General features: G+C 60.5%; 18 protein-coding genes. 8 read left to right on the forward strand and 10 right to left on the reverse strand.

Annotated elements, in window-relative coordinates; translation table 11 throughout:
- Nucleotides 1-160 precede the first annotated feature (160 nt).
- Both sepH and HMPREF1531_RS10740 read left to right on the forward strand, forming a co-directional pair.
- Nucleotides 161-1,264, forward strand: coding sequence for a septation protein SepH (gene sepH / locus HMPREF1531_RS10735; RefSeq protein WP_016669979.1), 1,104 nt, complete (start codon nucleotides 161-163; stop codon nucleotides 1,262-1,264).
- A 21-nt stretch (nucleotides 1,265-1,285) separates the two neighbouring features.
- Complete coding sequence (locus HMPREF1531_RS10740) at nucleotides 1,286-1,984, forward strand: trimeric intracellular cation channel family protein (protein ID WP_016669980.1); 699 nt, start codon at nucleotides 1,286-1,288, stop codon at nucleotides 1,982-1,984.
- On the opposite strand, the gene HMPREF1531_RS10745 is transcribed toward HMPREF1531_RS10740, so the two are convergent.
- Nucleotides 1,978-3,111 carry an alkaline phosphatase family protein gene (locus HMPREF1531_RS10745; RefSeq protein WP_016669981.1) on the reverse strand — a complete coding sequence of 378 codons (1,134 nt, stop codon included), beginning with the start codon at nucleotides 3,109-3,111 and terminating at the stop codon, nucleotides 1,978-1,980. The genes HMPREF1531_RS10740 and HMPREF1531_RS10745 overlap by 7 nt on opposite strands.
- The gene (locus HMPREF1531_RS10750) at nucleotides 3,111-3,692 is read right to left on the reverse strand and encodes a DUF5998 family protein (RefSeq protein ID WP_016669982.1); all 582 of its coding nucleotides are present in this window, start codon (nucleotides 3,690-3,692) and stop codon (nucleotides 3,111-3,113) included. Before HMPREF1531_RS10750 ends, HMPREF1531_RS10745 begins: the two co-directional genes overlap by 1 nt.
- Before the next feature lie 78 nt (nucleotides 3,693-3,770).
- On the opposite strand from HMPREF1531_RS10750, the gene HMPREF1531_RS10755 reads away from it, so the two are divergent.
- The 4 genes from HMPREF1531_RS10755 to HMPREF1531_RS10770 all read left to right on the forward strand — a co-directional run bounded on the left by HMPREF1531_RS10755 (nucleotide 3,771) and on the right by HMPREF1531_RS10770 (nucleotide 9,057).
- Nucleotides 3,771-4,820, forward strand: coding sequence for an App1 family protein (locus HMPREF1531_RS10755; RefSeq protein ID WP_016669983.1), 1,050 nt, complete (start codon nucleotides 3,771-3,773; stop codon nucleotides 4,818-4,820).
- A gap of 107 nt (nucleotides 4,821-4,927) precedes the next feature.
- Nucleotides 4,928-7,480 (forward strand): DNA gyrase/topoisomerase IV subunit A, encoded by a 2,553-nt coding sequence (locus HMPREF1531_RS10760; RefSeq protein ID WP_016669984.1) that lies wholly within the window; start codon nucleotides 4,928-4,930, stop codon nucleotides 7,478-7,480.
- A 42-nt stretch (nucleotides 7,481-7,522) separates the two neighbouring features.
- A complete protein-coding gene (locus HMPREF1531_RS10765) occupies nucleotides 7,523-8,014 on the forward strand; it encodes a carbonic anhydrase (RefSeq protein WP_016669985.1) in 492 nt (163 codons plus the stop codon).
- 95 nt (nucleotides 8,015-8,109) lie between these two features.
- On the forward strand, nucleotides 8,110-9,057 hold the full coding sequence (locus tag HMPREF1531_RS10770; RefSeq protein ID WP_016669986.1) for a DUF368 domain-containing protein: 948 nt from the start codon (nucleotides 8,110-8,112) through the stop codon (nucleotides 9,055-9,057).
- 621 nt (nucleotides 9,058-9,678) lie between these two features.
- Here HMPREF1531_RS10770 and dctP read toward each other — a convergent pair.
- The 3 genes from dctP to HMPREF1531_RS10785 all read right to left on the reverse strand — a co-directional run bounded on the left by dctP (nucleotide 9,679) and on the right by HMPREF1531_RS10785 (nucleotide 14,439).
- Nucleotides 9,679-10,695 (reverse strand): TRAP transporter substrate-binding protein, encoded by a 1,017-nt coding sequence (dctP, locus tag HMPREF1531_RS10775; RefSeq protein WP_016669987.1) that lies wholly within the window; start codon nucleotides 10,693-10,695, stop codon nucleotides 9,679-9,681.
- A 173-nt stretch (nucleotides 10,696-10,868) separates the two neighbouring features.
- Nucleotides 10,869-12,206 (reverse strand): MFS transporter, encoded by a 1,338-nt coding sequence (locus HMPREF1531_RS10780; RefSeq protein WP_232210274.1) that lies wholly within the window; start codon nucleotides 12,204-12,206, stop codon nucleotides 10,869-10,871.
- A 139-nt stretch (nucleotides 12,207-12,345) separates the two neighbouring features.
- A complete protein-coding gene (locus tag HMPREF1531_RS10785) occupies nucleotides 12,346-14,439 on the reverse strand; it encodes a DNA gyrase/topoisomerase IV subunit B (RefSeq protein ID WP_442852406.1) in 2,094 nt (697 codons plus the stop codon).
- 205 nt (nucleotides 14,440-14,644) lie between these two features.
- Between HMPREF1531_RS10785 and HMPREF1531_RS10790 the strand changes: the two genes are divergently transcribed.
- Nucleotides 14,645-14,839: a DUF7455 domain-containing protein gene (locus HMPREF1531_RS10790; RefSeq protein WP_016669990.1), complete on the forward strand. Its 195-nt coding sequence runs from the start codon at nucleotides 14,645-14,647 to the stop codon at nucleotides 14,837-14,839.
- Here HMPREF1531_RS10790 and hemG read toward each other — a convergent pair.
- The 3 genes from hemG to HMPREF1531_RS10810 form a co-directional block, all read right to left on the reverse strand.
- Nucleotides 14,832-16,280 carry a protoporphyrinogen oxidase gene (hemG, locus tag HMPREF1531_RS10795; RefSeq protein WP_016669991.1) on the reverse strand — a complete coding sequence of 483 codons (1,449 nt, stop codon included), beginning with the start codon at nucleotides 16,278-16,280 and terminating at the stop codon, nucleotides 14,832-14,834. The two genes, HMPREF1531_RS10790 and hemG, sit on opposite strands and share 8 nt — an antisense overlap.
- Nucleotides 16,277-17,470, reverse strand: coding sequence for a uroporphyrinogen decarboxylase (hemE, locus tag HMPREF1531_RS10800; protein ID WP_016669992.1), 1,194 nt, complete (start codon nucleotides 17,468-17,470; stop codon nucleotides 16,277-16,279). The genes hemG and hemE overlap by 4 nt, the downstream gene beginning before the upstream one ends.
- A gap of 462 nt (nucleotides 17,471-17,932) precedes the next feature.
- Complete coding sequence (locus HMPREF1531_RS10810) at nucleotides 17,933-19,246, reverse strand: RNA polymerase sigma factor (protein WP_232210244.1); 1,314 nt, start codon at nucleotides 19,244-19,246, stop codon at nucleotides 17,933-17,935.
- 284 nt (nucleotides 19,247-19,530) lie between these two features.
- Here HMPREF1531_RS10810 and HMPREF1531_RS10815 point away from each other — a divergent pair, with 284 nt between their 5' ends.
- The gene (locus HMPREF1531_RS10815) at nucleotides 19,531-20,469 is read left to right on the forward strand and encodes a sigma-70 family RNA polymerase sigma factor (protein WP_016669994.1); all 939 of its coding nucleotides are present in this window, start codon (nucleotides 19,531-19,533) and stop codon (nucleotides 20,467-20,469) included.
- 84 nt (nucleotides 20,470-20,553) lie between these two features.
- Here the strand turns inward: HMPREF1531_RS10815 and HMPREF1531_RS10820 are convergent, their stop codons facing one another.
- Together HMPREF1531_RS10820 and HMPREF1531_RS10825 are read right to left on the reverse strand one after the other, a co-directional pair.
- The gene (locus HMPREF1531_RS10820; RefSeq protein ID WP_051123382.1) at nucleotides 20,554-21,438 is read right to left on the reverse strand and encodes an acyl-CoA thioesterase; all 885 of its coding nucleotides are present in this window, start codon (nucleotides 21,436-21,438) and stop codon (nucleotides 20,554-20,556) included.
- A 68-nt stretch (nucleotides 21,439-21,506) separates the two neighbouring features.
- On the reverse strand, nucleotides 21,507-21,884 hold the full coding sequence (locus tag HMPREF1531_RS10825) for a hypothetical protein (protein ID WP_016669996.1): 378 nt from the start codon (nucleotides 21,882-21,884) through the stop codon (nucleotides 21,507-21,509).
- Nucleotides 21,885-22,042: the final 158 nt, after the last annotated feature.

The following is a 22,042-nucleotide window of genomic DNA, read 5'->3' on the forward strand; positions in this document are numbered from 1 at the left end:
CGCCGCCCCAGTCTGCACGATTCCCTCGGACTCGGTGAGTCCGAGGTCACATCTTTGTGACACAGCGGTACGGTACGTGGCAGGACGCACGTCACGTGGCAGGACTCCGTGGGATTCGCCAAGGTTCGGTCGCAGCTCGTACAGTTCAGGAGATCGGTTGATGGAAAGCGCACTCACTCCGCGCGACATTCAGGCCCGGATTCGCGGGGGCGAGTCCCTCGAATCGGTGGCTGCTGTCGCAGGTGTCCCTGTTGCCAGCATCGCCGACTATGCCACCCCTATCCTCCGCGAACTCGACTACTTGGTGCACCTTGCCCGTAAGTCCCAGGTGCGGCGGCGGGGTGAGGCCAGTGCCCAGAGACTCCTCGGCGACGTGGTGGACACCATGATGACCAAGCAGGAGATCGATCCCGAGACGGTGAACTGGACTGCACGCCGGGACGAAAACCGTCGCTGGACGGTACGGGTGACCTGGCAGCAGGATGACCAACCTCAAGAGGCAAATTTCAACTACGACCAGCGGGGACGCTTCGCCACTGCGGCAGACGAGGGAGCTCGCGGTCTCATCGGTGATACCCCCAAGCCGAGTACCGTCACGGTAGTTAACCAGGACGAGGAACCCACTGTCGACCTCAATGACGAGTTGGCGATCGTGCGGGCCGTCCAAGATGAGGTGCCGGTCACCGTGTTGCCAGACGTGCCTTCGTCGCGCATCGTCAAACTGCCCGAAACCTTCGAGCCCGCCGACTACGCCGAGGCGGAACTCGCCGAGGTAGACGGTATCTACGACATCGTTCCTAACCCTGACTCGGACATGGACGTGCTGTATGACATGCTCGCCGGGTTCAACGAGGACTCGGTGCGGATCTACTCCGGGCTCACCCAGCCCGTCGCCCCGCAGCTTCCTGCCGAGCCAGCGGTCGAGGAGATGACCGTCGAGGTAACCCGCACCGTGCATATCGAGGCCACCACCGAACCCGGAAAAAATCTCTCTCCCAGCATCCAACAGGAACCCGACGACGCATCCGGTCCGGCCTCGGAGGAAACACTCGAGCCCGCTCCCTCAGCGCCGGAACTGGCCAAGGCGGGGCAGGATCCCAAGGTTTCGGATTTGGTCGAGGAAACGACCACCGACCAAGATGCCTTGGCCACCGCCGAACCCAAGGTCGCTTCGAAATCTCGCAAGAGCAGCAGCAAAAAACGCAAGCGGGCTTCTGTTCCCAGCTGGGACGAGATCATGTTCGGCGGGCCTTCGAGGTCCTGAACCCAACCACATGACACCGACATGGATGATTTGGTCACTCTTCTCACCACCACGAATCTCTACCGTTTCGTCGACGTCGTGGGTGTTGTCGCCAATGGGCTGCTGGGCGGCATCGTTGCTCGGCAGATGCGTTTCGACATTATCGGGTTCATGGCGATCTCAATGATCTCTGGGTTGGGCGGCGGAGTGTTGCGTGACTTGATGCTCACCACCCGCCCCGTGATGCTCACCGATCCCGCCTATCTGGTGGGTGTTCTCATCTCGGCAGCCGTGGCCTTCCTCATCACCCTCCATGACAGGTGGCTGAGACGCCTGCTGATCCTCGCGGATTCCTTGGCGATGGGGTGCTGGGCAGCCACCGGAGCCGTCAAGGGGTTGGCCTTCGGATTGTCGCCTTTGCCTGCAATCCTCATGGGGGTGATCACCGCGGTGGGTGGAGGCATGATGCGTGATGTGCTCACCGGTCGGGTTCCGAGTATCTTCGGCGGCAACACTCTGTACGCCTTGCCTGCTTTCATCGGTGCCGTCGAGGCCTTGGTCTTCGTCCGGTTGGGTATGTCGGATCTGGGCATGGGCTTGGCTATCCTCACCTGTTCGTGCTTGGGACTGGCCGCCAAGTGGTTCAAGTGGAGCCTGCCCGAGGCACGCGATTGGACTTTGCCCCGCAAGAACCCCAAGGCGCCACGACGCCCACACAAGGGGCCTCGGGATCCTCAGTGATCACCCGCGTCAATGAGTAGGGGAACGCTCATCTCGACGCTGGTTAGTGAGGCATGCTGACCGACTAAGTTCAGTTCCTTGGGCTTGGACAGGGTCATCACTGCCCAATCCTCCTGCACCGCGACGAGGACATCGCCGATCCGGTCATGGGCAAGTTCGCCGACGTGACCGAACCAGCCCCGTTCGATGGCCTCTGCTCGGGTGCACACCACTGCCCGTTCCCCCATGACCTTCGCCCACCGCTGGGCAACAGCCCTGGGAGTTGTTGTGTAAAGCTGGCGCAGCCGCCCCTCTCCCCCGATCAGGTCAAGGTCACCGGCCAACTGTGGGTCATCCTCAATGACGATCTGGTGCTTCTTCGGTACGTCAACCATCCCGTGGTCGCCGGTGATCAGTAGCACCGTGCTGGGATCTAAGGATGCCCGCAGCTGCTCAATCCAGTTGTCGATCTGGTGGAGGACCGAGGCCCATTCGTGAGAGGCAACCCCACGCCCGTGCCCGACGTGGTCCAAACGACGTTCGTAGGTATAGACAAAAGATGATTCCTTGGCACGGGAGGACTCCACCACTGCAGTGATCCGATCGGTGGAGTCCTCCTCATCGGTGAACCCCCGGAAGGTGGAGCAGCCACGCAGTCCCGCGCGGGTTAGTCCAGATCTCTCGAAGTCGGCGATTGACACCGTGCTCGTCATGATCCCGGCCGCAGTCATCCGCTCGAACCAGGTCTGGTGCGGCTGGAAGGTCAGCGGATCCAACCGCTCATCCCAAGCCAAGGCATTGATGATGGAACCCAGGGCGCGGAACGAGTACCCAACCATTCCGTGGATCCCGGGGACTAGCCCGGTGCCCAGGGTTGTCAGGGAAGTTGCGGTGGTCGAGGGCACAGCACTGGTCAGCGACCGGGCACCATTAAGGAGTCCGGCCAGGTAAGGGGCACACCTCCGATTGGTGCGCAACAGTTCATGACCCAGACCGTCGACCATGACTAGGACGTAGCGGCGCGCAATCGGCAAGTCAAGTGCATTGCCCTCGGGAGTGAAGGTTTGCGGGTCAATAGCCGAAGCGATCGATCCTAAGACCTCGGCCAAGGTGGAGTGTCCGTAGTCGGGCACCAAAATGTCGGTCATCAGCGAACCCTTCGGGTGAGTTGGGTGGCGAAAGCAACCAACTGGGCCACCGAATCGTTACCGTCGCCGGTGGCGGAGATGCGGATCACCAGATCCTCGGCAACCCCGGCGCCGGCATATCCGTGGTCGGCGTCACAATTCGGATCCCCGCACGAAGCTGGTTCGAGATCAATCTTGTTCAGATTTCCCCAGACCACCGACAACCATGTCTCGGTGACCTCGCATCCGCTGGTACCGAAGGCCTCCGGTGCGGAGACCGCCCGGGTCAGGGCGACGCTGCGGATCGAGTCCAGGGAGACGGTCTCCGAAGAAGAGATGGCAGCCGATTTTCCCTGATCATCGGTGCGGTCATCGGTGTGCACGACAACAAGTCTGGTCGGGGTGAGCACCAACACCGATATGTGCCGACCCAAGGCGTCGTGGGCGAAAGTCGCCTCGTGATGGACGAGAAAACCCTCAACTGGCTCCCCGCCCAAGGCGAGGGCAGCCGAATCTGCGACCAGCCCCGGGTAGAAGCCGGCGTCGATGATCGCCTTGTCCAAGGCTGCAGCGGAAGGTCCGGAGAACACGGGTGGATTCACGGGCCAATCTTGCCACCTTCGTCGTCTTCATGCAGGCTGCGGGAGGGTGAGCCCCACTTCGCAGCTAGGCTGACGACCATGAAGTCACGCCAATTTCTCGGGGCCAGAATCGACGACCTGCTCACCGTCGCGCTGGCCAAGACCCTCGGTCGACGAGGCTGGCGACTCACGATCATTCCGTTTACCGGTTACGGAACCCCGGAACACGTCCGGGTCCTGGGGCGGTTGGTGCTGCAACCGGCGAAACCACGAACCTTCTTGGGCATGTATGCCGAGAACATGTTGAACCAGCGGGGATGGCGCAACTTTTTCTCCGTGGCAGTACCCCGCCACCAGGTGACAGTGAAGGTGAGTGACAAGGAGATAGACCTGCTCACCGACCGAGGCGGGTATTTCGACATCGCAGTACGCACTGAAGGTATGACCCCAGGCTGGGGATCGGTGGAGGTACGCAGCAAGGGCGCCGACACGGTCGCGGCACCGGTGCATGTCATCGCATCAGACGTACGTTTTGGGTTGATCTCCGACATTGATGACACGATCCTGTCGACCTTCCTTCCCCGATTGTTCCTGGCCGCCTGGAACTCCTTCGTACGCACCGAGGGCAACCGGCAGGCGGTGCCGGGGATGGCCAGGCTGTACCAGCAGTTGCTGGCCGAACATCCTGGGGCTCCGCTGGTCTACGTCTCCACCGGAGCCTGGAACACCTTACCTTTCCTACGCCGGTTCATGAAACGTCACGGCTTTCCACAAGGACCAATGCTGATGACCGATATCGGCCCCACCCAAAACTCGTGGATGCGCAGTGGTCGGGAGCACAAAAGACGTGCCCTGGCCGAGTTGGCGCGGGACTTTCCCGGAATCTCCTGGGTGCTGATCGGCGATGATGGCCAGCACGATCCAGTGATCTACCGTGAGTTCGCCGAGCTACGCCCCGGCAGGGTACGGGCCATCGCGATCCGCGAGTTGTCCGCCTCCGAGCAGATATTGGCCCACGGTACGGTCACCGTGCTGCGGGATTCGGCAGACCTGAGCTGGTCACCACCGGTGGTGCCGGAGGTAACTGGCGAGACCGGGGACGAGCTAGCTCCGAAACTGTGCTCGGTACTCAATGCGCAACCTGAGTAACCCATCTCGGACACGGTGTGCTCCCGTACCGAGGGTCGCACCACCACAAACCGTGATTCGCAGGGCACAATGCAATCCGTCGACCAACCACTAGGAGATCATGCGGCATGGCCAAGCAGGAAGCCCCCGAACTCGATGACTTCGACGAGCGGATCATCGACGTCGACGTGTCCTCGGAAATGGAGACCAGCTTCCTCGAGTACGCGTATTCGGTGATCTACTCCCGGGCATTGCCCGACGCACGCGATGGGCTCAAACCCGTCCAGCGCAGGATCTTGTACACCATGCACGACATGGGGTTGCGCCACGACAAGGCCCACGTCAAATGTGCCCGTGTCGTGGGACAGGTGATGGGTCAGCTGCATCCCCACGGTGACACCGCCATCTACGACGCCTTGGTCCGATTAGGACAGGGCTGGTCGATGCGGTTGCCCACCATCGACGGACACGGAAATTTCGGTTCCCTGGATGCCGGCCCGGCCGCATACCGCTACACCGAATGCCGACTGGCACCGGCGGCCTCGGCAATGGTGGACGGGCTGGACGAGGACACCGTCGACTTCCGACCCAACTACGACGGCAAGGAAACCGAACCCGGGGTCCTGCCCGCAGCCTTCCCGAATCTCCTGGTCAACGGTGCCACCGGTATCGCTGTTGGCATGGCGACAAACATAGCCCCGCATAATCTTGGTGAACTGGTCGGTGCCCTCAAGCACATGCTGGCTGATCCCGATGCAGATCTGGATGCCATCATGCGGTTCGTTCCCGGCCCCGACTTCCCTACCGGCGGGACGATCATCGGTCTCGATGGGATCAGAGACGCCTATGAATCCGGTCGTGGCTCCTTTAAGCTGCGCGCAGCCTCCCGTATCGAGCAGACCTCCCCTAGACGACGGGGTATCGTCATCACCGAGCTTCCCTATGGCGTGGGTCCGGAGAAGATCATCGAACAGATCAAGGATCTGATCGCCAAGAAAAAGATCACCGGCATCGCCGACGTCAAGGACCTCACCGACCTGACCAATGGCACCCGGCTGGTCATTGAGGCGAAGAACGGGATCAATCCCGAGGCTCTGCTTGCTCAGCTGCACAAACTGACCAAGCTGGAGGACAATTTCTCGATAAACGCTGTTGCCCTGGTCGATGGGCAGCCCCGCACCATGGGGTTGCTCGAAATGCTGCAGGTCTATCTGGATCACCGCTTGGAGGTGACCACCCGACGCACCCGCTTCCAGCTGAGCAAGTCTTCCGAGCGGCTCCATCTGGTCGAAGGGCTGCTGCTGGCCATGGTGGACATCGACGATGTCATAGCGATCATCCGGACCTCCGACGATGTCGCTCAGGCCCGATCCCGGTTGATGGAGACCTTCGAGCTGTCTGAAATACAGGCCAACTACATTCTAGATCTCCAGCTGCGTCGGCTCACCCGCTTGTCACGGCTGGAATTGGAGACCGAACGTAATGACCTGATCACCCGGATTACCGAGTTGCGCGAGATTCTCAACAACCCCGAGGTGTTGCACGCCTTGGTGGCTCGAGAACTGGATGAAGTGGCGCGCACCCACGGTTCACCACGCCGCACGGTCCTGCTGAACGGCTCCGGTGTCACCTCGGCCTCGGCTGCGACTCCCCTGGAGATCCCCAACGCTCCCTGCTGGGTGATGCTGTCTTCGACTGGGCTGATCGCCCGGATGGACACGACCGAGGTCCCGAGAGCCGATGAGGGGCGCGCCAACCACGATGCGGTGACCGCTGCGATCTACACCACCGCCCATGCCGATTACGGGGTGCTGACCTCCTCGGGACGGCTCATCAAGGCAAAAGCGATTGAGCTGCCCGCCTTGCCAGTGACCGCCACAGCCCCCAACCTGCAGGGAGGAGTACGCCTCGATCAGCTGGTGAAGTTGGAGAAAAAGGAACGGATCATCGGTATCACCTCTTTGCGTCTCGATTCGCCCGGGCTCGCCGTGGGAACCGCCAAGGGTGTGATCAAGCGGGTCAATCCGGAAGTGCTGAGTTCCAAGGAATCCTGGGAGTTCATCAACCTGGCACCCGGTGACGAGGTGGTTGGTGCAGTCGAGCTGGCCAACGAGGATCTCCACCTGGTGTTCATCACCGATGACGCTCAACTGCTCCATTACCCCGCTTCTGCGGTGCGCCCACAGGGTAGGGCAGGCTCCGGAGTGGCAGGAATCAAATGCTCTGGCCAAGCGCGAGTGATCTGGTTCGGGGCCGTAGACCCGGAAGATGATGCCGTGGTAGTCACCGTTTCGGGCGGGGTGGACTCGCTGCTGAGCTCGGAAACAGGATCTGTGAAGGTGAGCCGGTTCTCCGAGTTCCCAGCAAAGGGGCGGGCCACCGGCGGAGTGCGATGTCATCGTTTCCTCAAGGGGGAAGGTGCCCTGATGCTCGGTTGGGCCGGGGCATATCCGGCAATCGCCGCGACCGATTCGGGCGCCCCGATCGATCTGCCGGCACCCACCGGCAAACGCGATGGTTCCGGTGCTCCCGCTCCCCAGCCGATCGTCGCCGTGGCATCTCGCCATCTGGCTCACACCGGGCTAGGTGGCGAGGCCCCGTCGGCAGCGGCCTCGACCGATCTGCTATCAGGTGGGGTATCTGATGATCAAGAGAGTCTGGGACAACCGGAATTGCTCTGATCCAAAGACGCCTACCTGCGCAACAGCACTACACTGCTAGCCATGGGTTTTGATGACCTGCTGGCGGCGAATGCCGAATACGCGAAGACCTTCCACGACCACGAATTCGATGGGAAGGCCCGCCGTGGGGTGCTCGTGCTCACCTGCATGGATTCACGGATCGAGCCGCTTGCGATGATGGGGCTGGGCATTGGCGATGCCAAGATCCTGCGGACTCCCGGCGGGTTCCTCACCTCGGAATCACTGGTCGGTTGCATCGTAGGCATCCACAAACTGGGGGTGAACCGGATCATGGTCATCCAGCACACCCGCTGTGCCATGGCATCCAGCACTGATGATGCGATCCGCAAGATCATCGCATCATCAGCTGGCAGGCCCGCCGATGATCTCGTGCTAGGAGCCGACACTAACCAACGGGGTCACCTAGCCAGCGATATCGCCACCCTGCGGGACAACGAGTTCATCGCTGGTCACGCAGAGGTCGGTGGTTTCATATACGACGTCGACTGGGGTCATCTGACACAAGTCCTGTGAGTCGGCGCTCCGGCTCAGGCAGCCACGAAGCAGTTCCATGCGGACCGATTGTCTACCATGGGCCACGCCCGAAAACATCGCATACGAGGACAGCAATGATTGAATCGACACCGAACCCCACCCTCACCACGACCTCCTACTTGGACGAGCCTGAATCCATCGGGGCATGGTTCATCCGCCTGCTCAAAGGCATCCTCGTGGGCATTGGCTTCATCCTGCCTGGCTTGTCCGGTGGAGTGCTTGCGGTGATCTTCCGCATCTACGACCCGATCATCCGTTTCCTTGCCAAGCCCTTCCATCGCTTCGGGCGCAATGTCATGTACTTCATCCCGATCGCCATCGGAATGGGGATCGGCGTGTTGTTGTTTTCCATTGTTGTCGAGGCAGCCTTCGGGCGTTTTTCAGCGCAGTTCATCTGCCTGTTTATCGGCTTCGTGGTGGGCACCTTTCCATCCCTGTTCCGTCAGGCCGGGAAGCAGGGTCGCACCATCGTGCATTGGATCTTGATGGGCATCGCTGCCGTGGTCATCTTCATCATTATGGTTGCCGGGAACTCTCTCGCACTGAACGTCAGCCCGAATATCCTGGTTTGGGTCATGTCCGGAGCCCTGATCGGTTTGGGTGTCATCGTTCCGGGGATGTCTCCGTCGAATTTCCTCATCTACTTCGGCCTTTACGACAAGATGGCCTCCGGGATCGCAGCCCTCGACCTGACAGTAATCATTCCCCTGGTCATTGGCCTATTCGCCTGCGTACTGCTGCTGGCCAAGGGGGCCGCCTGGGCCTTTGACAACTACTACGGGGGCATGTATCACTTCATCCTGGGCATGGTCGTGGGTTCATCGCTGGCGATCTTCCCTGCGGTCGTCTTCCCCAGCTTCAACACCGAGGGCCTGGCCGCCCAAGGGCTGTCCATGGGACCGGCCGTAGCCTTTGCAATCGCTTTGTTCGTGGTGGGAACGCTGGCTTCCTGGGCCTTTTCAAGGCTTGAGGACAGAGTCTCGGTGCAACGCGAGGCCCTGGAGGCATCAGTGCATTCGTGATCCGCCGATGCCTTTCTACATAAACCGCTGGCCCGGCGCGTCCTAACCCGGGCCAGTACCATCTTTCCTCGCGGATGGGGAAATGCTTTTGCAAGTGGATATGAGTTTGGCCGGATACCGGGCTCTTACCCAGCCGAATGATGACGCCCTACTCTGCGTATATCCGCGGCGTCAGGGCCGCACTTTCGTAAGATGTGCACCGTGACTGGTACCGGACCGGATGACAGCTGTGCCAGGTGTGCCGTGCTCTGGTCACCTTCGCCTCTGTCACCTACGCGCCCATGGCTTTGTCAGTCGTTGACGCTCCTCCTGCGTGGTCATGGCCTGGGGATTGTAGGGCATCACTTGCTCACACAAGGGCTGAAGCAGAGGCTGTTCCCCCTCGATGAATGATCATTCCAGTGTTGACCAGGGCGGCATTCCTTGTGCTTAGCCTTTGCGTCGAGCACCCGGATAGGGCGTTGCTCGGCTTATGGCTCTTCGCGATGATGGTTCTGATGAGATGGATCACGGCTAGCAAGCCCCATCGTTACTCTGACTGAGGATTAGGTTCCAACGGGACTTCCCGCAGCCCGGTCGTATAAACCTCGCCCAGCGTCCTGTCGCGATGCGCCACATGGCTCACTTGACGTTGGTGATCTTCTCGACCAGCTGCGGAGCCCAATCGGGATTGTCCGCCAATAGCTTGTTGGTGACTGGCTGAGTCATCTCCACGAGCTTCGACCTGTCCTGCTCACTGGGAGCCGTGACCGTGAGGCCCTCACTCTGCAAAAAGGCCCGGTCCTCATCGATCGATGCGATGTACTTGTCCCAGGCAACCACCGAGGTTTCCTTGGCTGCATCCCGCACGATCGTCTGCTGCTCGGGAGTCAGCTTCTCCATCCACTCGCTGTTGGCAATGATCTCCATCGTGGCAATAATGTGGTTGGTCTCGTAGACGTACTTCTGCACCTCATAGAGACCTTCCGAGCGCACCGTCACCATGCCGTTGTCCTGACCATCGACGATTCCGGTCTCCAACGCGCTGAACAGCTCACCGAGCGGAATGACTTGAGAGGAAGCGCCCAGGTTCTCCGCCAGTCCGACGTGGACCGGGTTTGAGGGCATCCGGAATTTCTGCCCGGCGAAATCCGAGGGCGAACTCAGTTGCCTGTTCGAGGTGAAGGTACGGGCCGAGTTGGGACCCCAGGCCAGCATCTCAACGGCTGGGAATTTCTCGTTGAAGGAAGCCGAGACCTCCTCGGAGATCTCGCCGGTCCACACCATTTTGGCGTGCTCGGCGTCGCGGTACAGCCATGGCCAGTCGGAGATCAGCATGGTCGGGTATTCCTGGTTCATCACTGAACCGATCACCACGACCTCGATAGTTCCTTCACGCACACTCGACCACAGATCTGCCTCGTTGCCTCGGTCATCGTCCTGGTGGGCCTCGACCATGATGGCACCGTTGGTCTTCTCCTCAATCTGTTTCTTGAACACCTCGTTGACAGCTTGGGTCATCGGGTGGCTAGCGGCCCAGATGTTGCCCACCTTGATCGTGGTAGAACCGGCGCTGCCCGTGGTGACGGGGCCGAGGTTGCACCCTGCCACCGACAGCGCCATGGCAACTGCTCCGGCTGCGATGATTGTCTTCTTCATCGAGTCCTCCTCATCAAGAGCACGTGCAACGTCGCCCATTGCGGACGGCGAAGATCCGGCCCGCCACCTCCGGTCACGCACCGGGTTGATAACGCACCGAGGCTACCGGACTCCATGATCGTGCTGCATCCGGTAGCAGGATTGCAGCAGGAACGATACGAAACTGACGTCACTTAGCGGCCGATTTTGTCATCAGCACACGATGGAAGCCGACTGTTTTCCCTCACCCGAATCATGGCGAGCAGGCCAATGAGAAGCACCACGACAATCCCCAGGATTCCCCAGTACTGGGTGTTCTCCTCTCCGGTCATCCAGCCACCGATGGTGATGAACACGCCGAAGAGCAGCGGCGACAGGAAGGAGGCCACTCGTCCGGTGGTGGCGTAGAGACCGAAGACTTCACCGGATTTGCCTAGTGGAATCATCCTGGCGAGGAAGGAACGTGAGGCCGACTGGGCTGGTCCGACGAACAGACACATGCCCAGACCAGCCACCCAGAACAGGCCCGGTCCGATCGCGTGGAAGACGAAGATCCCGGTGCCAAAAACGATCAAGGCGATCAACGACAAAATGATCACCTTCTTGGGGCCGATCCGATCATCCAGCAGCCCGAAGATGATCGTCGAGACACCGGCGACGATATTGGCAGCAGCCCCAAAGATGACCACTTGCCCCGAGGAAAATCCGAAGGTGCCCGATGCGATCACCGCGCCGAAGGCGAATACCCCGGCCAACCCGTCGCGGAACAAAGCAGAGGCGATGAGGAACCACACCGTGGAACGTGACGTAGCCCAGAGCCGACGCACCGTGTCGATCAGCCCGGCATACGCCCCCAGCACCGGAGCCAGCATCAGCCAGATGAGCTCCGGCCTGCGTCCAGCCCACCGCTCGGCCCCGGGTACAGGCACCGACTCGGTTCTGGGGGGATCTTTCAGCTTGACGAAGGTGGGGATGGTGAACACCAAGGTCCACAAACCACAGACAACCATCGAAACCCGCACGTCCATGCCGTTGTCATCGCTCACCCCGAACAGCCCGACCTCGGGCGAGATAAAACCGAAGAACAGCAGCACCAGCACGACGATGCCGCCCAGATATCCCATTCCCCAGCCGAAACCCGAAACCAAGCCCACGTCCTTGTCCGAGGCGACCTGCTCAATCAGTGAGTTGTAGCTGGCCCCGGCGATCTCGGAGATCACTGAACCGACAGCCAACGCCCCGAGCCCGAACCAGAGGAAATCAGGTTGTGGAGCTACTAGGAACAAGCTCATTGAAATCAAGGACAGGCTCCAAGTGAGTCCCCGCAACACCGTCACACACCGTCCCGAGCGATCGGTCATCTGCCCCAGCACCGGAGCCAGCAGGGCCACCACCAGCCCACCGATCGTCGTCGAGACGGCCAGTGCCCGCGAGGTGTGATTGACCTCCCCAAAAGCCGCAGATGTGATGTAAACCGAGAAGACGAAGGTGGTGATCACCGTGTTGAAGGGCTGGGTACCCCAGTCCCACATCGCCCAGGCAAGCACCTTAGAGCGTGAGGTCTGCTTGGAAGCAGTCAGGGCGGTGTCTAGGAGAGTCTCACTCACAACGGGCACTGTAGTCGCATTCAAGCATCTCGTGAGGAAGGTCCAGCCCCCACACTGACATGCCTCAGGTATCAATGCGCTTCTCATCGAGCTGATAGGCACCCTCGACGATGAACTCTTTGCGTGGAGCCACCTCATTGCCCATGAGCATCTCGAAGGTACGTTCGGCCACCACGGCATCGTCAACGGTCAGTCGCCGCAGCATCCGGTGCCGCGGGTTCATCGTCGTGTCCGCAAGTTGGTCGGCATCCATCTCTCCTAGGCCCTTGTAACGCTGCGGTTCTTTGAAACCGATCCGCTTCTTAGTCAGTTCGGCAAGTTTGCGCCGGTACTCGGGATCCGAATAGGTGTAGATGTAACGTTCCTGCCCTTTACGCGGGTTGGTGAGTTCAAAGCGGTGAAGCGGAGGAACCGCGGAGTAGACCTTCCCGGCCTCGACCATCGGACGCATGTAGCGGAAGAAGAGGGTCGACAGCAAACAACGGATGTGGGCTCCATCTGAATCCGCGTCGGCCATGAAGATGACCTTCTCGTAGCGGGCCGCGTCGATATCGAAGCTGGGTCCGGATCCAGCACCAACGACCTGGATGATCGCCGCGCATTCCTGGTTCTTGAGCATGTCGGCCACGGTGGCCTTCTGCACATTGAGAATTTTGCCTCGGATGGGGAGCAGGGCCTGGAACTCCGAGTTCCGGGCGAGATTGGCTGTACCCAAGGCCGAGTCACCCTCGACGATGAACAACTCGGCACGCTCCGTCGAGGAGATGCGGCAGTCCTTCAACTTGGGCGGCATTGATGCCGATTCAAGGGCTGTCTTGCGACGCTGGGTCTCTTTATGCATGCGGGCAGCGATCCTGGTGCGGGAGGCATTGACGACCTTCTCCATCACCGTGCGCGCTTGGGGGCGTTCGGTGGTCTTGTTCGAGCAGAGAAACTCCCCCAACTCGCGTTCGACCACCCCGGTCACCAACCGGGACACTGGCGGGGTGCCAAGCACCTCCTTGGTCTGGCCCTCGAACTGAGGTTCCGGAAGACGCACGGTGACGACCGCGGTCATTCCTTCCAGGACGTCGTCCTTGACAATCTCGTCGCTGGCCTTGAGCAGCCTGGTGCCTTCCAGCCCAGTCTGGAAGGCACGCAACAATCCCCGTTCGAAACCGGCGATATGGGTTCCGCCCTTAGGAGTAGCGACTATGTTGACAAAGGATCGTTCAACAGTGTCGTAGCCGTTGCCCCAACGCACCGCGATATCGATGTCCAGGTCACGGTCCACGTCGGTGGGGGTCATGGCACCATTACTGTCGAGCATTGGCACCGTTTCAGTGAAAGATTCCCTGCCTCGGATGCGCAGCACATCGGTGATCGGCTCGTCGGTGGCCAAGTAGTCGACGAATTCGGAGATACCTCCGTTGAAGCGGAAGGTCTCAGTGACGGGCTCGCCGCTACGACGATCATGGACCACCAGCTCCAGACCTGGCACCAAGAAGGCGGTCTGCCGAGCACGATCGAGCAGATGGGAGACAGACAGTTCGGCACCGGCGAGAAAGATCTGACGGTCCGGCCAGTAATGGACTCTGGTCCCGGTACGGTCCTTGCTCACCTTCCCGACCTTGCGCAGCCCGTGCTCGGGGGTGAAGGGGGCGTCGGGGCCCGGGCCATCGAAGATCCCGGGCATCCCCCGACGAAAACTCATCGCCCACGTGACGCCGTTGCGGTCGACCTCGACATCCAACCGGGACGACAGCGCGTTGACCACCGAGGCCCCCACTCCGTGCAGGCCGCCGGTGGCGTTGTAGTTCCCGGTGCCGAATTTTCCGCCGGCATGCAGCTTGGTGTACACCACCTCGACCCCGACCAACCCGGTGCGCGGTTCCACATCAACAGGTACCCCGCGTCCCCGGTCGGCAACAGAAATTGAGCCGTCGGATTCCAGGGCCACTTCGATGTGTGAGCCGAAGCCTGCCAGCGCCTCATCCACCGCATTGTCGATGATCTCCCACAGGCAGTGCATCAATCCGCGGGTATCGGTGGAACCGATATACATGGCAGGACGTTTGCGCACCGCATCCAGGCCCTCAAGGACCAAGAGATTCTTCGCCTCGTAGTTCCTTGCAGAGCCCTGCTGGCTGTTCGACTTGGTCACTGGCACGGCGGGCATCATAATCAACCGGGTACAGCTTTGTCCGAGAACCACGCCACCAGCACCAGTTGGTTGGCAATGTTGCCCCGAGCTGTGATCTGTGCTCCGAAGTGGTTCGTTCGCGAGGTAGTCTCAATGCAGGGAAGCAGCCGAGCGGGAATGTTCTCCGCACGGTCAGCATTCCAACAGTGGATGACAGGGCGTCACCGCTACAGGAGGAACCATGGACGCAATGACTCTGGACCGACAGCTCACGGCCGAAGATCGCTGTGACCGTTGCAGTGCCCAAGCATACATGCGGGTCACCCTGCCCTCCGGTGGAGAGTTGTTGTTCTGTGCCCACCACGGGAAGGTCCATCATGAGAAGCTGAACCAGGTCGCCCTACACATCCAGGATGAGACCCAGCAGCTCAGATGACGCGCGCTTGATCGGCGGGCTCGTCCTTTTTGGGCGGGCCCGCCGTTGCATTTCCCATTACACCGATGGTGTCGAGGACCCGGTCGGCGGCACGTCGCCCATCCGCCACGCAGTCAGGTACCCCGACCCCGTGTAACGCTGATCCGGCAACCACCACTTGAGGACAGAGCCGTTCCAGTTCCCCGTCGATCCTGGCCACCCGCTCCAGGTGCCCGACGGTGTATTTCGGCATCACCTTCTGCCATCTGTCGATCCTGGTGATCAACGGATTTCCTTGCACCCCCAAGTATTTGGTGAGGTGTGCGGTGACTTCGCGCAGCACCACCTCGTCGGGGGCATCGACCAATGGTCCCCGCTTTGCCGGAATGAACACTCTCACCAAGAAGTGGCCCGCGGGAGCACGATCATCGAATTTGGCTGAGGACAAGGTCACCCCGCTGATCGGCCCCCGGTCACAGACCAGCCACCCCTGTGCGTTCACCGGATGCTCCATTGCCGAGGTCGGGTAACCGAGGGTGACCACCGTTGTGGATCCCAGCGGAATCTCATCCAGCACAGCTGCCAGATCCGGCATCCCGGGTTGCAGCAGCCGGGCCGTGGCACCGGGATCACAGGCCAGCACGATGGCATCAGCCTCGATCCGCTCTCCCGCCGCCTCGATCCAGCAGGAACCGATCCGATCCACTGGAGTCCCGAGTCGCATCTCGACACCGGCTTGTTCCAGCTGGGCCGTTAGCTCATCAATCAGGGAGCCCAGTCCCCTCGCCAAGGAATGGAAGGGGGGACCTGCCGGGGATGTGCGTCGTGCTGCGGCACGTCCGGCACTCAGTGAGGCCAGCAACAGCGAGCGATACTCCTCCTCGTTGCGACGCAAAGATGGCAGGACCGCGTCCAGACTCAACTCATCAACCCCGGCGCCATAGATTCCCCCGACCATCACCTCCGCATAGCCATCAACTATCCCGTCGCCGAGACGGCGACGCAGGAAGACACCGATGGATTCGTCGCGACCGGGAATGAGCATTCTGGGGACCACCAGATCGCAGGCAGCCCTGAGCTTCTGTCGCCAAGTGAGGATTCTGGTGGTCATGAAGGGACCGATTCTGGTGGGCAATACCATCCCCATGCCTGCCGGCATATCCTGCATCCGACCTCGTGACAGCAGATTCACCCGGCGCCCGGTCTGGACAGCGATCACCTGGTCGGCCATACCCAACTCAGTGGCCAACTCAATCAGGGCCGGATTGCGGTCAATAAAAGAATCCGGGCCTGTCTCAATGAGGAAGCCGTGATCGGTGACGGTGTGGATCTTGCCACCAAACCGGTCATCTCGTTCCAGCAGGCATACCCGCGCTCCCCGGCGAGTGCACTGCCAGGCGGCCGACAACCCGGTGATGCCGCCGCCCACCACGATGACCCGAGCGGGTTGCGAGGAGATCACACGCCCGCCTCATGGATCAGATCAACAATGTGGGTGAGTACCCCTGGATCGGTCTGTTTGGGCACGCCGTGTCCGAGATTGAAGATGTGTCCTGCGGCTACCTGTCCCTGGGCCAGCACCTCAGCCACGGCCTGTTCGATGCACTCCATCGGAGCCGACAACATCCCGGGATCGAGATTTCCCTGAACGGGCACCGAGGCTCCCACATTCTGCGACGCAGCCGACAAAGTGATGTCAGAGCCCACCCCGATGACATTGGCCCCGGCTTCGACCATCGCGGGAAGCAGGTGGGCGGTGCGTACCCCAAAATGGATCCGAGGCGTCCCGAACCCTCGCATTGCATTCAGCATCCGGCTAGCAGTAGGCATCACCCAACTGCGGTACTCTTGCTCGGTTAATTCTCCCACCCAGGAATCGAAGACCTGCACCGCGCTTGCCCCGGCAAGCACTTGGGCCGTGAGAAAGATCTCATTGAGCCGGGCAACCCAGTCGATCAGCCGGGTGAAGGAATCGAGATCGGTATGCATCATCGCCCGGATCCCAGAGTGGGACGCCGAGGGACGACCCTCAACTAGGTAGGAGGCTACCGTATAAGGCCCTCCACAGAATCCGATCAGTGGGGTGCCATTGAGCTCAGCAGTGAGCAATCGCACAGTCTCAATGATCGCTGACATGTCCGCGGAACCTACATCGGGTAACTCCGCAACATCGGCCGGGGTGCGGATTGGATCATCAATCACCGGGCCTGTTCCGGGCTCGATCCGCACATCCATTCCCGCCAGCTTCAGCGGCACCATGATGTCCGAGAACAGGATCGCCGCGTCGACATGGTGACGGCGTACCGGTTGCAGCGTGATCTCCGTTGCCATCTCAGGGTTCAGGCAGGATTCCAGCATCGCGGTTCCACGTCGTATCGCCCGGTACTCGGGCAGGGATCTACCTGCTTGGCGCATAAACCATACCGGGGTCGGTGCCCCACGCCGCCCACGGCAGGCACGCATGAAAGGGGAATTCAAGGTCCGCTCGTCGCGCAGTGCATGGTCGGCGGGCAACTGATCCCCCGGTGATCCGGTATCCGAAGTGGAGGTGGTCTTTGTCATCGTGGACATGCTTTGGTCGTTCTCCTGCTCTCTGCGCCCAGCAGCACCAATCTGGCAGTCAGCCAGGATGTGAGCAACATTCCGCTGCATCGACCATCTCGAGTCGGATAAGGTTATCCTTGGTTAGCACACGACGGCGCAACGAAACCGGTCCGTTCCCATACCCAGGGCGTACTTGCGTCCACGTTTAATCGTGATTTCCCATATAGATTGGATCCGCCGACACGATGAGTGGGTCGTCTGGTGCAATCGGTGTCGGTGCCTACATCCAGTCGGAGAGCGAAGATGTGAGTAGCCACGTCAAGGATCACAGCCACCACGGTCCGCATGCGACGATTTCATTCTGCAACTTCGAGACATGGTTGGCCCAGATCACCATTTCGACGGTGCGGAAAGCCGACAACGTGATGAGCACCCTTCGACAGCGTGGCCCTCCGAGCAATGCCTCCGTGATCGGATCTTGGCCTGAGGTTCCCGATGTCCCTCGGCATCGTCATTCCTAGTCAGTGCTTTACTCGGCTCCGCGACCTCCTGGTGACCGACCGTGTCCGATCACTCGAGATAGTCGCGCAGAATTTGCGAACGCGAGGGGTGACGCAGCTTCGACATGGTCTTGGATTCGATCTGGCGGATCCGCTCACGGGTGACACCGTAGACCTTGCCGATCTCGTCCAAGGTTTTGGGTTGACCGTCGGTGAGCCCAAAACGCATCGACACGACACCGGCCTCGCGCTCCGACAAGGTGTCAAGGACATCGTGGAGTTGTTCTTGAAGCAAAGTGAAATTCACCGCATCGGCCGGAACGATCGCTTCGGAATCCTCGATCAGGTCACCAAATTCGGAGTCCCCATCCTCACCCAGCGGGGTGTGCAAGGAAATCGGCTCACGACCGTACTTCTGGACCTCAACGACCTTCTCCGGAGTCATGTCCAACTCGGCGGCCAATTCCTCAGGCAGCGGCTCACGCCCCAGGTCTTGGAGCATCTGACGCTGTACTCGGGCCAGTTTGTTGATGACCTCAACCATGTGCACCGGTATCCGGATGGTACGTGCTTGGTCGGCCATCGCCCGGGTAATCGCCTGCTTGATCCACCAAGTGGCGTAGGTAGAGAATTTGTAACCTTTGGTGTAGTCGAATTTCTCGACGGCGCGGATCAAGCCCAGATTGCCCTCCTGGATGAGGTCCAGGAAGAGCATACCCCGGCCTGTGTAGCGCTTGGCCAAGGAGACCACCAATCGCAAGTTAGCCTCGAGCAAGTGGTTCTTTGCTCGGTGACCATCCTCGGTGATCCACTCATAGTCATCGAGATCGGTGTCGGCGACGTTGTTCAGAGTCATCTGTTCCTCGGCGAACAGTCCGGCTTCAATGCGCTTGGCGAGGCTCACCTCTTGCTCGGCGTTCAGCAGGGCGACCTTACCGATCTGCTTGAGATAATCCTTGACCGGGTCGGCTGTGGCGCCAGCGGAAACCACCTGCTGTTCCGGCTCGTCGGAGTCATCTGAATCGGAGACATCGAATGCCTGCTCCTCGGCGTTGATCTCGGCCTCATCCTTGGCGGCCTCCACTGAGTCGAAGTTTGAGTCATCGACATCGTCCAAATTGCGCTTCTTACCGCCTACAGTGAGCACGACATCGTCGCCGTCACGCTTCACCTCGACCTCAACGACCTGCTGGACGGCATCAGCGACGGTGGGTTGCTGCATGGCTGACTTCTTTTTCGAAGCGGTGGTGGACTTTTTCGCGGCGGTGGTGCGGCGGGTCGTCCTACGAGCGGTGGTCGACTCCTGTTCCTCTTCCGTCCCGGATGCCTTTGCCTTGGTGGCCTTAGACTTGGGTGCAGCCTTCTTGGTGGTGCTGGTCGTCACGGGGGGCCTTTCGGAGAACCGATGATTCTGGGCACGCCGGACGTCGAAGGCGTCAAGCGCTTCGTCAATAGTGCCACGCACCACCTACCAAAACCCAACTGGGTCACCCGATCGGTGTGCCAATCGGCCTGTGCACCCTTAGGACCGAACTAACCGCCACAGTCTACGACCATGGTCCCATCGCAGCCCCTACGGTGGCCCGTTGTCATGGCCACCGTGATGAAACAGAAACAAATCGGGCACCTCGGTGCGTTACACCGGATGCACGAAGGAAAGGCGGAAGCATGGATTCGAAGAGCAGAATTCGTACTAACGAGGGCATCGACGGCAAGGATTCCGTCGGTCTGTACCTGGAGTCCATCGCCAGAACTCCCCTGTTGAGTGCTGCCGAGGAGGTCTCACTCGCCAGGCGCATTGAGGTCGGCCTGTTCGCGCAGGCAGCACTGGAGGGCCGAGTGGCCACCTCGAACAAGGCTTCACGCGAGGAACTCGAGTTCTTGGTAACCGACGGTGAGGAGGCCATGCAGCATTTCGTCCGCGCGAATCTGCGGCTAGTGGTATCGGTTGCCCGTAAGTACGGGCGCTCCCAGATGCCACTGCTGGATTTGGTTCAGGAAGGCAACACCGGGTTGATTCGCGCCGTCGAGAAGTTCGACTACGCCAAAGGGTACAAATTTTCTACCTACGCCACTTGGTGGGTGCGTCAGGCGATCAGCCGGGGCATCGCCCAGCAGGGCCGGGTAGTGCGCCTCCCGGTGCACGTCGCCGAGCAGGTCAACCAGATCTCCGCGGTGCGCCGCAATCTGGAGCGCACACTTGGACGGGAGCCAGAGATCGGCGAGATCGCTGCCGAACTGGATCTGCCAGAAGACAAGGTCGTGGACCTCATCCGTTACTCCCGAGAACATGTCTCCCTGGATGCTCCCGTTGAGGAGGATGGTGATACCTCCTTGGGAGATCTGATCGCTAAGGAGACCGCACCCGGACCCGACGAGGTCGTACTGTCTCAAGAAGACCGGGATCGTCTCGACGCGATGCTTGAGGGCCTCGACGAACGCTCGGCAGATGTCGTACGACGTCGTTACGGGCTCGTCGATGGCAGACAGGCCAAGCTGGCCGACATTGGTCAGATCTGGGGAATCACTGCGGAGCGGGTACGCCAGATTGAGCGGGCTGCCCTGGTGGTGCTGCGGCAGACCGGAGCAGTTCCCGCGACCCGCTGACGAAAATTGACTTCATACGTAAGTTGGGTGGTGCTGCACATTGCAACACCACCCAACTTGGTTGTTCCCTAGGTCTACATTGCCTCAACTGAGCACAGCACGGTCTTCGACCGGACGGATGAGTCCCTCTTGGGCAGTGGCAGACACCAACAGTTTGTTCTGGAAGATGCGTCCCGACCCGTGTCCCAGCCCGCCGGAGGCCGACTGGGAGTACATGTCGTAGAGCAACCACTCATCGGCCCGGAAATCGCGGTGAAACCACATGGCGTGGTCCAGTGAGGCAGTCTGCAACTGCTTCGAGATGAATGCAACGGGATGCGGTACCGCCGAGACCGACAGCAGCGTCAGATCCGACATGTAGGCCAGCATCGCCCGGTGGATCCGCGAATCAGTGGGCAGCATGTCCCGGGTGCGCATCCAGATTCTCATCGAGGCCACATGTCGCCCCGGTTTGATGACTCCACCCGGTGCCGAATCCCCCGCGAAACGTACGTCGAGGGCATCCCACTCCCGCCACAGCGGTGAGGGTCCGATGGTGGCATCCATGTACTCAACGAAAGTCGGGCAGTCCTCGGGGCCGGGAACATCGGAGGGCATCGGATCGGCGTGGTCCAAGCCGGGCTCAGTGATGTGGAAGGAGGCCGTCATCCGGAAAATTTCTTTGTCCTGGTCAGTGACCAGTTGCCGCCCGATCACCTGGCGGGTGCTGAACGAGCCACCATCCCGGATGTTCTCGGTGGCGAAGCAGATGTCGGCATCCGGGGCCCCCGGGCGGACAAAGCAAGCGTGCAGGGAATGCACCTGACGGTCATCAGGAACGGTTCGGTGAGCAGCCATCAGTGCTTGGGCGAGAACCTGCCCACCGTAGGTGCGTTGCATGAGAGTTCGCGGATGGGCCCCGACGCAATGATCACGGTCCGGGCCGGTGAGGGTGAGCAGGTCGACGACCGCCTGTGTTGTTGCTGGCACATCAACACTGTGCCACAACTCACACAAAGGGCCGGGCACGCTCGGTACCCGGCCCTGGTTCGGTGTCTTCAGGACTGCTCGTCACGCTTGCCGAGGGAACCCTTGAACTCGTTGAACTTGGCGGTTACCTCGCCCTTGAAATTCTCGAACTTGTCATCCAGGTCTGAATCGTCGTACTTGGCTTTCACATCATCGGCGATCGACCGGTACTTGTCAGCCACGGTGGCGGTGAATCCCAAGAACTTCTCGTCTAGGTCGGTATCGTCCAGCTTGTCCTTCACCGTCCCCGAGAAACTCTCGTAGTGGGCTGCAACATCGGTACGGAAGGACTCCCACTTCTCGTCCAGATCGGAGTCCTCATACTTCTGCTTCACCTGGTCGGTGAACTCGTTGAGCTTCTCCTGGGTGGTGCGGGCGAATTCGGCGAATTTCTCGCTGAGGTCCATGTGGTATCTCCTCAATCGTGGTCCTGTCCTTGACGGTAGCGGTCCCCAGGGTCGTAAGCCAAGGGGTGTTGATGATTTTCCCAAGTGCGCCCCTGTCAGCAACAGACGCCGATGCCCGGTGCCACCTGCGGCAGGTAGTTTTGGAGATACACAGATCT

Source organism: Propionibacterium sp. oral taxon 192 str. F0372, from assembly GCF_000413315.1.
Taxonomy (GTDB): domain Bacteria; phylum Actinomycetota; class Actinomycetes; order Propionibacteriales; family Propionibacteriaceae; genus Brooklawnia.